A 13,161-nucleotide genomic window follows, 5' to 3' on the forward strand; every position below is an offset into this window, starting at 1 on the left:
CTGTTATTTGCTCAAATTAAAGTATAACGGATGCTCTTTGGTGAAAAAATTTGGATGAAAAATCAATGTTAAGTCTTTTTCATTCTTTTTTGTGACAAAAGCAATTTGGCCTGAATTTTTTTTGCCCGCCGCCAAGTCTACCGGTTCAAATTGAGTTTTTAGCGTAACGGTGCTTGCGACGATCTTATGCACTTTGTCATCGCTGTCTTTTAATTCATAGTTTAGCGGGTTGACGGCTACCTGTTCTTTGCTGCCGTTTTCCTGCGTGATATCGACGACGACAAGCTGTTCATCATGTTTTAATGATGAGCCCTTTGTTTGCCCGTCGGTTGCGAAATATTTGCCGCTGTTTACTTTGTTTACTTTTGAAACTGTAACCGTTTGCCCGTCGCTTGTGGCTTTTTCGCCGATTTTATACGTTTTTTGATCGTTTTGATCTTCTTTTGCCTTTTGTTCTTTTTTTGCTTTTTGATCTGTTTTCGTTTCTTCAGCCTTGTTTTTATGATCAGCTTCTGTGCTGCTTGATTGTCCGCACGCTCCAAGGATCAATCCGAGAGACAGGAGAGCCGATAGCATGAGAAACCTTTTCATACTCGTTTTCCTCCAGATTCATAAAAATACTATTCTGTATTATTCTAGTTATATTGTTTTGGTTTTCAAATAGGTCTATATGCTTAAATTCGCCATGAAAGCCGTCCAAACATCCCGAAAACCTTTGGATAAAATAAATCGGATAAAGTAAAATAGATTGTTGTGAAACCTTTCGCGGAAGACATCCGTCATACTAAAGGCAGTGCAATGCACCGGGAGCTAAATGATGGAAAAAGATTTTCCGTTTCTCCTATTCTGTGTTATTGTTAATCTAGTTTGCTTTGCATTGATGAACCGCATGCCGGATCAAAAAACGACTAAAATGTTAAAAGGTAGAGGTTATCATGAAAAAAATATTCTCACATAAGCTAAGCTTTTTCTTGTTAGCTGTTATTTTCGTATGGGCTAAAACCTATGCATCCTACTTATTGGAATTTAATTTGGGCGTGAAGGGAAGCACGCAGCAGTTTCTACTGTTTATTAATCCATTAAGCTTTACCATCGTTTTTCTTGGTTTGGCTTTATTTGCAAAAGGGCGGCGCGCGGCAATATGGATGATTATCCTCGATGTCGTGATGACGTTTGTGTTATATGCGAACATTTTGTTCTACCGCTTCTTTGATGACTTTTTAACTTTTGCAAATCTGAAGCAGGCCGGAAACCTTGGCAACATGTCAGACGGCGTGTTTGCCATCATGTCTCCCCATGACTTCATCTATATCATTGACTTGGTCATTTTAATCGCATTATGCGTGAAAAGGCCTGAACTGAAAGCTTCCCAATTGAAGAAAAGATGGGGTGCTTTGATCGTTTTGGCGGGTGTTCTTCTGTTTTATATCAACCTGCAAATCGCTGAAAAAGACCGCCCCGAGCTTCTGACGAGAACATTTGACAGAAACTATATCGTAAAATATTTGGGGCCGTACAACTATACGATTTATGACGGCGTACAGGCTGCTCAGAACGCGACGCAAAAAGCGTATGCCAGCAGCGATGATTTGACGAGCGTCATCAATTATACAAACTCCCACTATGCAAAGCCGAATGACGAATACTTCGGTGCTGCGAAAGGAAAGAACATCATCAAAATCCATTTGGAAAGCTTCCAGTCGCTTTTGATCGATTACAAACTGAATGGAAAAGAAGTCACGCCGTTTTTGAATAAATTGGCGCATGGCGGAGAAGACATGACGTACTTCGATAACTTTTTCCATCAGACCGGACAGGGCAAAACGGCCGATGCTGAGCTGATGATGGACAACAGTCTTTTCGGGCTTCCGGAAGGTACGGCTTTTGTGACGAAAGGGCAAAACACGTATCAGTCGCTGCCTGCGATTTTGAACCAGAAAGAAGGATATACAAGCGCCGTCCTGCACGGAGATTATAAGTCTTTCTGGAACAGGGATCAGGTATACAAGCAGATCGGCTATGACAAATTCTTCGACGCCAGCTCTTATGACATGTCAGAAGACAACCTGGTCAACCTTGGCTTGAAAGATAAGCCGTTCTTTGAAGAATCCATTCCGATGCTGAAATCGCTGAAACAGCCGTTCTATGCGCATTTGCTCACACTGACGAACCATTATCCGTTCATCTTGGATGAAAAAGATGCAACGCTTGAAAGAGGTACGACAGGAGACGATACGGTTGACGGCTACTTCCAGACAGCGCGCTATCTTGACGAAGCGCTCGAACAGTTCTTCAAAGACTTGAAAAAAGAAGGGTTACTCGATGATTCCGTAATCGTCATCTACGGCGACCACAACGGAATTTCCGAAAACCACAACCGGGCGATGAAAGAAGTATTAGGCAAAGAGATTACGTCGTATCAAAATGCGATGAACCAGCGCGTGCCGCTGATGATCCGCGTTCCTGGCAAAAAAGGCGGAGTCAACCATACGTATGGCGGTGAAACGGATGTCATGCCGACACTGCTCCACCTGCAAGGAATCGATAATAAGAACTACATCAACTTCGGTACGGATCTCTTTTCAAAAGACCACGACGAAACAGTCGCATTCAGAAACGGCAACTATGTAACGCCTAAATACACGATGATCGACTCGACGGTGTACGATACGAAAACCGGCAAAGAATTGAAGCCGAACAAAGAAACCGAAAACCTGAAAAAACAGGTGGCTGAAAAGCTGAATCTGTCTGATCAGGTTCTCTATAAAGACTTGCTGCGATTCCATAAACTCTCGGATTTCACGCCTGTTGATCCGTCAAAATACCATTATGGAAAAGAAAAAACCGGCGAATAAATCAAAAAAAACGCCTGACGCTTTCAGCCGTCAGGCGTTTTTATTTTTGTATTTAAAAAGAGTACATTTTCCTATTCATCTCTGCTACTTTCAGACTTATAATTTAAATTATGGAAAAAGGCCTAGGAATGAATTTTTTGGAATTTTCAAAAATGATCTTTTAGTCTCTCATATTGGATAATGAAGAGGTGACGGTTCAATGAGCTATTCAGATATGCTAGACCGCATACATGCGGCGATTTCGAGCCAATCTGCCGACCTGGAAGAAAAAATATCAAGGCTTAAACGGGCAAAAAGCAAAATCGAAACGGAACAGAACACGTCTTTGGAAGAAATTAAACAAATCAAAAAACCTGATCTCGGTGCTTCATGGAAGGGAAACCGTTCGGAAAAGTTTAATGAAGCGAGAGATGACGCATACAACGAGATGGAAAACATTATAACGGACGATTATGAAGGCTACAAAGCGAGAATTCAGTCCAAGATCGTGATGCTGGAAATCGAGCAGGGGGCTTTATCCGCGGCGAGGGGGCTCGCTCACACGGCGGATCAGCTGCTCTCCAAAGGCGAGGAAGCGCTCGAAGAATTGGGAAGTACCATCAGCGACCTGAAACGGCGCTTGTTCTAAGGCGATGGTGAACGCTTGGCAAGAAAATTTCTAAAGAAAGGGCTTATGGCCGATGAAAATCTATGAAGCAAAAACTTTGATCTCCGCAATGAAAGAGCGCTCAACACAATATCAAGATTTAAAAGAGCAAATCGCCGATTTAAAGAAGCAATTTCACGGCGTCGTGAACCTGGGGGAAGATTTTCAGGGAGAAGGCGCTGACGCCATTAAAGATTTTTATCAGGCTCAGATTGATGTTGCGGACGCATGGATCGGCTTGATTGATAAGCAGATTGCCTTTTTCGGCGGTATTTCAGGCGCTTCTGAAGATCTCGATCTTGCCGGGGATACGGTCGTCAATGTTGATTTTTTAGAGAATGACCTCTCAAACGCCTATACGACGTCTAAGTCAATCGTCTCTGAACAAAAAAAGGAGCTGCAAAAAATCTTCAATGAGATCGATGACATCATGTCCCTTGAAACATTTTCTGAGGACACTTTCGAAGAGCGCCTTGATAAAGCGAAAAAGGAGCGCGAGGAAACGGTCAAAAAAGTCAATCAATTTGACGAAGACTTAAAATCGGAGTACGCCTTATCGGAAACGGAAGAAAGCTTTGTTACCGGATTGTACGGTGCGCTTTTTACTGCCACACAGAAGGGAAAGGAAGCGTCACCTCTCTACTTTGACGCCAAAGCTTATCACAATAGCGACGTCTACAAGCTAAAAGACGATGTAGAAAAAGGCACTGCCGAATATTTGAAGATTAAAAAGGAGCAGGAAGAAGCGAGGAGAATCGCGAAAGAACAGGAGAAGAAGGCAAACAGACCGTGGTATGCAAAAACGTGGGATACGGTATGCACCTTTACCGGGGAAGTCACGGGCTATTATGATTATAAGAGGGCGAAAGACGGCATCGACCCGGTGACGGGCGAAAAGCTCTCAGCGGCAGAGCGGGTCACCGCCGGCGCCATGGCAGCCGCCGGATTCATTCCAGTCGTCGGCTGGGCCGGCCGTGCATTTAAAGGCGGCAAAGCGATATATAAAACGGCGAAAGGCTTAAATGCTGCAGAACATGCCCTTGACGCCTATAAGTCGGCGAAATCGCTCGATTACCTGAAAAAAGCCGAATTCGGAATTTACGGGTTAACGGCAGCAAACGGTTTTGGAGAAGCAATCACGGGCCGCGACATGTTCGGAAACAAATTGACCGATGAACAGCGTAAGCAAAGCCTGTTCAATGCGTTCGCAATAACCGGCGTCGGAGCAGCCGCCCGTTATGCGGACAAACTGCCGGTCAAAAAAATTCCTTACAATGCCCACAGCAGCAAATGGATCAACGATAAGCTGAGCAGGGCAAGAAACGCTGTCGGCAAAGTGAAAAACAGCATCGGCCGCTTTGAAGTGCCTGTCGGCATCCGCGTCGAACAGCTTGCTACACATGCCGGACCGGTGATGAGCAGAATAGGCGTCGAGAAAAAGCCGCTCAGCGACCTGATGGCGTTTTCCGTGAAAGATGGCGGCAGACGGTCAAAACCGCACTGGGATCCGAAGCCTGACGGCATGTCGCAAAAAGATTACGTCGCTCACAACGGCAACAACTACAGCAAGGAAAAAAGAAGAGAATTATACGAAAAGCTGAATAAGAGCAACAGAAGCTACGTAAAAGAAAAAAGGGTGCCGCAGGACCATGAAACATTCCTTAGCGGAGACGACTTTAAACGAACGAAAGTCAGGGTGAAGGGCGCCACGGTCTACGAAAAAGACGGTTTGTATTATTACCGTGACACGCTTCATGTTGGGGAAGCCGCTCACGTCGAGGTATTTGACCACACAGGGAGAAAACATTTGGGAGAAGCTGATCCGATCAGCGGCGTCCTGGATGAAAGCAAAGCAGATGCGACCAAATCGATTTCCAAATTAATAAAATAGCCGTATTGAAAGGAAAAAACGATGAAATTACTTGAAATCACTCAATGCAATCTTGATAAAGATGTCTACTTTATGGAAGTGTTTCCGGGGAAAATCGTCATTAATGACGATTATGAAGGAATCATGGTGCTTGATGATCGTTTGAACGTCATCGAAAAGATCGGGTTGGAGGACATCGTCGTTGATGCGTCCTTTAAAAACGCGCTGACCGAAGAATTGGCCGTTTTCTTTCATGATGACAAGCGGCTGTTTTATTTCGATTTAAAGAGCATGGCCCATAAGGTGTGCGATATAGAAGGAGACCTTCCCGTTCTGTCAAAATATCATGTTTGGGGCAGCGATGAGATTGTGTTCGTCACCTATGACGGAGAGTTTTACAGATACGGTACTAGAGACAATGCGTTCAATCGCATTGAACAGACATATGTAAAAGAGAAGTATGGTTCATTCTATGCGTTTTGGGAGGAAACAAAGGATTTGCCGGTTGTCCGCTATGATGCAGAGAAATCGGAAATCATCGTCAATACAAGAAATAACAGATACTATGTTTACCAGTCTGGCCGGGATAAAACCTTTTTGACATCCGCTTATAAGCCGCATGATGTCGATTTCTCAGGCGATGCGGCGCTGTTCATACAAGAAAATATTATCGAACTGGCGGATCAAACAGAACGGATAACGCTTGCGCCGGAAGGCCGGATGGCGTTTTTAAGAGGAAGATTTCTTAGCCGGGGAAAAATAGCCGTGCTGTGCAGCCACAATGACGACCTTCTCAGCCAAATTACGCTCTATCAGCTGACAGATTAACTTGGAGAGACCTCTCCAAGTTTTTTTGTGCTTGTTCTAAACATCGCGCCGCCGCATAAGCTGGTATGTGAGAGGCGATGGAGAGGAGTTGGGACGGTTGACGACATTGCATTATTTTTTCAAGCTGCACCCTTTGAAAATCCGGGAAGGATGGAAGGTGAAAGAAAACCATTTATATCAAAAGCCGATTCGGGAGGGCCGTCAAACGTTATTAGTATTGGAAAATGAAGAGAATCATAAAATTGTACAAGTCGAGAGTGCGGGAGATCTCCATTATGCCGTCAAGATGTTTACTATCGATGAGAAGCCGGCCGCCGAGATGTTTCAAATACCGTATGAACAGCTTGTTGAGAGATTGGAAGAGATGATATGGAAGGAAGGGTGCGAATCAGGCGGTCCCCGCAATCTTCTGCGGCTTCGGATTCCGGACGGCTGGAAGGTTTCACATCATGCCTTAACAGATACGAATCCCGGCGATTTAAATCCAGAGAGTGACGTGTGGCTGTCTGATTTCAAGCGGGACTTGCTTCAGCTTGAGCATGAGGAGGAGCAATTGCTCCTTGATGTGGAATGGTATCCGGAAAACGATCCGGCAGGTCATTATGCCGTTAAACTGATCAAAGACGGCGACTGGAAGCGCCCTCTCGAAGAGATGCTGTGCATCCATCCGAAAGAATTGGCTTATGAAATCGACTCTGTTTTAAAAAAAGCGGGGAAACGCAGTTGATCCTCGCTTTTATTCATGTTTGACAGGGCTAAAAGACCTTCCTTATTTTGAGACTATTTATTCAATAAAATGTCATTTTCTTCTTGATAGGCGAGTCTAAATCACTTATGATAGATTCAGATATACATAAACGAAAGGGGTAATAGAAGGTGAAAAAGCTATTTGCTGCACTTTTGTCTTTAGGTCTCATCATCGGCTTTTCTTTTAGCGCCGGCGATGCGGCTGAAGCCAAAACAAAGGTAAAAACATATAAAAACTGCAAGGCGTTAAACAAGGTGTACAAAGGCGGCGTGGCCCGCTCAAAATCGGTAAAGAACAAAGGCGGAAAAACGAAGTACAAGCCGTATGTTTCAAAAGCGTTGTATGACGCCAATAAAAAGCTCGACCGCGATAAAGATAAAATTGCCTGTGAACGATAAGGGCTTCAGATCTCCCGAAACGGGGGATCTTTTTTGCATAAAAATGAAAATTAAAACTGCTGCAACATAATCTTTACAGTATGAAGCTATACTGTTGTTCCGAATCGCAAAGGTAAAGGGGAGTGGAGATTGTGTCAGCAAGTTTAAAAAAAGTCGTATTGTTTTTATTGGTTGGTATTACTCTCGGTTCATTGCTGCTCACGCCAAACGCACGGGCGGCGAAGCCTCACAAAGTGGATGTGATCGCACACAGGGGCGCTTCCGGATATGCGCCTGAAAACACGGTCGCGGCTTTTGACAAAGCGCGCAAAATGAAGGCCGACTATATCGAACTTGATGTTCAGATGTCCAGGGACGGGAAGCTCGTCGTCATTCATGACACAACGGTAAACCGCACGACAGACATCGATTCAAAGGCGCCGGTAAAAGTAAAGGATCTGACGCTTAAAGAGCTGTGCAAGCTTGATGCCGGCAGCTATTTCGGACCTCAGTTCACCGGTGAACGGATCCCGACGTTTGAGAAAGTGCTTGACCGCTATAAAGGAAAAATCGGGCTGCTGATTGAGCTGAAAGAGCCTGCCCTTTATCCGGGGATTGAAGAAAAGGTGGCGGCCGCCCTGAAAAAACGGAAAATGGATAAGCCGAAAAACGGTAAAGTGATTGTTCAATCGTTTGACTTTAACTCCGTCCGCCGCATCCACGAATTGCTTCCATCTGTGCCGACAGGGGTGTTAACGTCCCGTCCTTCCGATCTGACGGATGCCAAATTGAACGAGTTTGCCGGATATGCGAACTATGTCAACGCCCATTTAGGGAATGTGGCTGCTGATCCGACGCTCGTAGGCCGCATTCATGCACTCGGCATGAAAATTACGCCGTGGACCGTGCGTTCCCGTGATGAGGTTCCTCCGCTTTTGCAAGCGGGAGTGGATGGCATCGTCACAGACTACCCGGATTATGTTCCGAAAAAAATACGTTAAACATAAGAAGCCTGCAGACCCTTCTGCAGGCTTATCTTTTTCAATAAATCTGGGCCAGGATCAGCAGTGTGAGCGTAACGGTGATGGCGCCGCCGATCCTTGTCGACACCTGGGCAAACGGCATAAGCTCAAGCCGTTCTGCTGCGCTGAGGATGGCGATGTCGCCCGTACCGCCCTGCCCGGAATGGCAGGCATTGATGATCGCGATTTCGATCGGGTACATGTTCAGCCACTTTCCGGTGAAAAAGCCGACGGTTATCATCGTAATGACGACAGAGAAAATCGTAATAATATTGGCAGCGTTAAAAGCGGCGATCAGCTTGTCCCACGGTGTCATCGAAACCCCGATGGCAAATAGGAGCGGGTACGTAACCGCGGTTGAGAAAAAGCGCGACACGCTGAAAGCACCGCTTTCAATATGGGCGGGCGCCAGGCGGAACAGCTTGATGGCGACGGCCAATAAGAGCATCATGACAGGTGCCGGAAAACCGAATAAGTCATGGGACAGCATGCCGACCAAATAGAGCGTAACTGCCAATATGCCGCCTGACGCGAAATTCGTAAGGTTAAAAACGCTTTCTTTTTCGTTATCGTGAGACTCAAGCGAAGAAACGTCCCCGCTTTCTGAACGGTCGACTTTTCCATTGCCCGTCCATTCCGGTTTTTTCTTCCCTATGACATTGAGCACGCCTGATAAAATGACAGCGGTTAAACTTCCGAACATAATTGATGGAAGTACCAGCGCAAAAGCATCTCCCTGTGGCATATGCATAATTTCGGAATAGCCGATCGACAGCGGAATTGCGCCTTCACCGACTCCCCCGGCCATGATCGGAAGGACAATATACAGCAGCGTATGCTGAAAACCGAGGCCGAGCATTGTGCCGACCGCTAAGCCGACTGCTGCAGCGGCGATAGATCCGGCGATCAGCGGAATGAAAATTTTAAGAAATGCTCTGACGAGTGTTTCCCTTTTCATTCCTAAAATGCTTCCAACGACAATTGCAGAAATAAATAGATAAAGAAAGTTTGAGTTTTCTGTAAACTCTGTTGTCGATTTTACGATGTCGTTTGGAATCAAGTGATAGTACACGATAGCCGAAGGAATAAACGTAGCGATGATCGCGGCTCCCCCGATGGATCGAACGACCGGAATCGATTTACCGATTTGCGCAAAGGTAAAGCCGAAAAAGCCCATGACGGCGATTGACGTCAAGATATCGCTTTTCAAATCGTGCATATATACAAACGTTACAATCAAAGCAAGCAGCAGCAAGTATACAGGAAGCGGAATAATGCCGATCGTGATGTTCATTGCTCTGGCGATAAAGTTATCATCTTTTTCCTTTATCGTTTGAAAAGGCAGGCTTTGCACCTCTGATCTTTGTTCCATTTGATTTCCCCCATTCTGTTAATAGTCCCCTTTGTTGATGTGTTATTTAACTAAATTAAGTATACTAAAAAAATCAAAATTCAGACAAGTGCGAAAGAAGTCCTATCCCTGTGTTCAGCAAACTCCGGAGGCTGCCGGCGTTTTCGTCGGCGATCGTTCATTTTTCGAAAAGCCGCACCAAATATCGTTTTTGCTGAAAAATAATAGAATGCTGCCAAGCTGGTTTTTCCCGAATTTCCGGTTATTTCAAAAAAAACGACACAAAAAGGCTCTTAATCCGTCATAAAGAAATCAATTATTTAGGCTTTCAGCCCTTTTTTCTGGAAAAAAACCGTTTATTAGGCCGTCATTCAGCCTCAGCGAGGAAGAGGCGTTTAAGTCAAATGGTCTGAGGGAAAATCAGGGGACATCGCTAATGAACTTCTTTATAAGGTCTATAGACTTATATAAAAGTTATTTATTGATGAAATATAGGTCTTAAGATGTTAATATAGTTGGGTGCTAAAGAAAGAGAATAAAACATGTACATAACAATCAAATAGGAGAAAAAAGATGGAATATGTTTTTTACGGCTATCCGGCGGCAATGATTGCACTCATTTTAATCGCTTTTTTTGGATGTAAAGCGAGCTCGCGCTTTAAAAAGCTGCTCATCATCATGTGCCTTGCAGCAAACGGCGTTTATATCATCTGGCGGTTCGGATTTACGCTGCCGAGCACCGGCCCCCTCGATACGGCAATGGGGGTGATCCTGCTTGCAACCGAATGCATCGGCTTGTTTCAGCTTGTCATCTTTTATACGCTCGTATGGAAGGAAAAGAAGCGAAGCCCTGTTCCATTACAAGACAAAGATCACTGGCCGACGGTCGATATTTTAATCGCCACGTATAACGAGGAGCGGCACGTGCTGAAAAAAACGGTGTCAGGATGCCTTAATCTCGATTATCCGAAAGAACTGGTGAACGTCTATCTGTGCGATGACGGAAGACGCACAGATATTCAAAAGCTGGCTGAAGAATTTGGCGTTCACTATTTGACGAGGGAAAGCAATGAGCACGCAAAGGCGGGGAACTTAAATCACGCCATGGACCGTTCGGAGGGAGAGCTGATCGTCACGATGGACGCCGATATGGTCCCGCTGCCTTCCTTCCTGCAAAAGACGGTCGGCTATTTTCAGGACGAAAAGGTCGCTTTCGTACAAACGCCGCAGGCGTTCTATAATGAAGACCCTTACCAGTACAACTTATTTTCCGGAACCAATATCCCGAATGAGCAGGACTTTTTCATGCGGAGGCTTCAGGCGGGAAAAGACCGTTTTAACGCGGTGATGTACGTTGGCTCCAATACCGTTTTCAGAAGAACGGCATTGGAAGAGATCGGCGGTTTTGCGACCGGGGTGATCACGGAGGATATGGCGACGGGAATGCTTTTAGAAACGAAATTTGAAGCCGTTTTTGTCAGCGAAGTGCTGGCGGTCGGTTTGGCGCCTGAAACGTGGACGGATTTGCTGAAACAGCGCGACCGCTGGTGCAGGGGGAACATCCAGTGTGGGAAAAAGTGGAATCCCCTTACGTTGAAAGGGCTTTCTCCTATGCAGCGGGTCCTTTATTTTGACGGCATTCTCTTTTGGTTTTTCGGCGTTTTTAAAATGGTGTACATACTGACTCCGATTTTGTTTTTATTGTGCGGTATCCACAGCCTCGATGCTGACGTCTGGTCGATTACCGCCTTTTGGCTCCCGGCCTTTTTAAGCTCATACCTTTCGTTTAAAGCCGTTTCAGATAGACAGCGCAGCATGAGCTGGAGCCATATCTACGATACGTCAATGGCTCCGCATCTGGCGTTGTCGGCTTTGTCTGAATTTATCTTTAAAAAGCGTTTTGACTTTAAAGTCACGCCGAAAGGAGTCAGCACAAACCGGCGCAAATTCAGATATACGACGGCATATCCGTGTGCGGTTTTGCTTGGATTGACGATTGCGGCTCTCGGCAAAACGCTTTATGATTATCTGTTTCATCAAACGTTTGACATCGATGTGGCGTCATATAACTTATTTTGGATGCTGTACAATATGGCGGGCCTTTTTCTGGCGATGCTCGTTGCCTTTGACAGACCGCGATTCAGAAGCTCTGAGCGTTTTGCGATTAACAAATCAGCGGCTTTTCGGGCGGCCGGTTCAAACGGGGAGCACCCGTGCGAACTGGTGGATGTGAGCGATACCGGCGCGCGAATCAGGCTGCCGTACACGGCTGAATCTAACATTTATTATGGGGCCGACGCCTTTGTGATCGAGACGGTCGGAAAGGTTCCGGTTCAGGTGATCTGGACGACGAAAAGCGGGGACGATATCGAAATCGGCCTGCGGTTTCATGGATTGGATAGCGATCTGTATGTGAAGCTGATCGGCTATATGTTCAATGAAGAATACGCAAGAAGAGCCGACCGGGAAAAACGCGCGGATACATTGTCAACGGTGCTGCGGTTTTTCATGAAAACCGAGAAAAGCCCTGACGCTTTTAAAAGAAAATTTATCCGTGAAGCGTTTCAGGGAGAGGGGGCGCTGCAGCTTTCGGCGCCGTCAGACGAGACGGAGAGCGCATCACACCCGATAACGGTCAAGGATATCAGTCTGTCCGGCTGCCAAATCGAAACAAATGTGCCGCTTGAAAACGGCACAAGCGTTTTGGTGGCGATCGATGGCAAACTGACTGTCCGGAGACCGGCGCTCGTCTGCTGGATAAAAAAGAAAAGAAAACGATATACGGCAGGCTTAAAGTTTCTTGACGAAGAAGCGTCTGCATAACATGAATACGACCCGCAAAGCACAGGCTTTCGGGTCTGTTTTGTTACAGATCGTCATGGACGGTCCGGCCGTGTGCAAATGCCATCTTTGAATTCAGCTCATTTTCTTTAGCGGTGATGTCGAACGGCCGAATTTTAATAATGGCTGTTTTGCTGCCCAGAGACGACCGGTATTTCTCGACATGGGCTTTGGAGAGCGGGGAGCTGTAGTAGCCCGGCACGTATTTCGTCAGAAGGGCCTGCATGGCGGATGTTGCTTCTTCCAAATCTGACATGATCTCAGCTTTTCCGAAAAGCATGACGCTCATATAAGCGGTGTCCGTTTTGGCGGGTACCGGGTGAACCATCGTGCCGTAATGTTCGCTGACCGTAAAGCATACGTTTGGATTTTCGCGCAGCATATCGATTTTTCGTCCCTCAGATGCCCCGTGTACATATATCATTCCGTTTTTCCAGACGAAATTCATAGGGATCACATAGGGGGCACCGCAAGCGGCCAATCCGAGGTAGCCGATTTGTGCTTCAGTTAAAAAACGGTCAATCTTCTCTTTATCCGTACAGGCCAGTTTTTGATTTCGAATTGTATAGGTCATGGCGTCATACGCTCCTTTCGTGTGTTATCATGATTTTAGGCTTTGATTG

The 13,161-nt window shown here is 45.8% G+C and carries 11 protein-coding genes; 8 read left to right on the forward strand and 3 right to left on the reverse strand.

What is annotated here, in order from left to right; genetic code table 11:
• Positions 1-3: 3 nt before the first annotated feature.
• Positions 4-591 carry a DUF4352 domain-containing protein gene (locus AB447_RS20510; protein ID WP_048354251.1) on the reverse strand — a complete coding sequence of 196 codons (588 nt, stop codon included), beginning with the start codon at positions 589-591 and terminating at the stop codon, positions 4-6.
• Positions 592-935: 344 nt separating this feature from the next.
• Here AB447_RS20510 and ltaS point away from each other — a divergent pair, with 344 nt between their 5' ends.
• The 7 genes from ltaS (at position 936) to AB447_RS20545 (ending at position 8,325) form a co-directional block, all read left to right on the forward strand.
• Complete coding sequence (gene ltaS / locus AB447_RS20515) at positions 936-2,855, forward strand: lipoteichoic acid synthase (RefSeq protein ID WP_048354252.1); 1,920 nt, start codon at positions 936-938, stop codon at positions 2,853-2,855.
• A gap of 199 nt (positions 2,856-3,054) precedes the next feature.
• The gene (locus AB447_RS20520; RefSeq protein WP_048354253.1) at positions 3,055-3,483 is read left to right on the forward strand and encodes a YwqH-like family protein; all 429 of its coding nucleotides are present in this window, start codon (positions 3,055-3,057) and stop codon (positions 3,481-3,483) included.
• A 52-nt stretch (positions 3,484-3,535) separates the two neighbouring features.
• Positions 3,536-5,392, forward strand: a complete 1,857-nt coding sequence (locus AB447_RS20525; RefSeq protein ID WP_048354254.1) for a ribonuclease YeeF family protein — start codon at positions 3,536-3,538, stop codon at positions 5,390-5,392.
• Between the two features lie 21 nt (positions 5,393-5,413).
• Positions 5,414-6,199, forward strand: a complete 786-nt coding sequence (locus AB447_RS20530; protein ID WP_048354255.1) for a hypothetical protein — start codon at positions 5,414-5,416, stop codon at positions 6,197-6,199.
• Between the two features lie 97 nt (positions 6,200-6,296).
• Positions 6,297-6,926, forward strand: a complete 630-nt coding sequence (locus AB447_RS20535) for a hypothetical protein (protein WP_048354256.1) — start codon at positions 6,297-6,299, stop codon at positions 6,924-6,926.
• Positions 6,927-7,075: 149 nt separating this feature from the next.
• Positions 7,076-7,345 carry an excalibur calcium-binding domain-containing protein gene (locus AB447_RS20540; protein WP_048354257.1) on the forward strand — a complete coding sequence of 90 codons (270 nt, stop codon included), beginning with the start codon at positions 7,076-7,078 and terminating at the stop codon, positions 7,343-7,345.
• Positions 7,346-7,476: 131 nt separating this feature from the next.
• Positions 7,477-8,325: a glycerophosphodiester phosphodiesterase gene (locus tag AB447_RS20545; RefSeq protein WP_048354258.1), complete on the forward strand. Its 849-nt coding sequence runs from the start codon at positions 7,477-7,479 to the stop codon at positions 8,323-8,325.
• Between the two features lie 40 nt (positions 8,326-8,365).
• Here the strand turns inward: AB447_RS20545 and cimH are convergent, their stop codons facing one another.
• Entirely contained in the window at positions 8,366-9,718 is a 1,353-nt protein-coding gene (gene cimH, locus AB447_RS20550; RefSeq protein ID WP_048354259.1) for a citrate/malate transporter CimH, read from the reverse strand.
• A gap of 552 nt (positions 9,719-10,270) precedes the next feature.
• Here cimH and AB447_RS20555 point away from each other — a divergent pair.
• A complete protein-coding gene (locus AB447_RS20555) occupies positions 10,271-12,520 on the forward strand; it encodes a glycosyltransferase (protein WP_048406454.1) in 2,250 nt (749 codons plus the stop codon).
• 43 nt (positions 12,521-12,563) lie between these two features.
• Here the strand turns inward: AB447_RS20555 and AB447_RS20560 are convergent, their stop codons facing one another.
• Complete coding sequence (locus AB447_RS20560; RefSeq protein ID WP_172796377.1) at positions 12,564-13,112, reverse strand: pyridoxamine 5'-phosphate oxidase family protein; 549 nt, start codon at positions 13,110-13,112, stop codon at positions 12,564-12,566.
• Positions 13,113-13,161 lie beyond the last annotated feature (49 nt).

The sequence above is a fragment of the Bacillus glycinifermentans genome, from assembly GCF_001042475.2.
Lineage (GTDB): Bacteria > Bacillota > Bacilli > Bacillales > Bacillaceae > Bacillus > Bacillus glycinifermentans.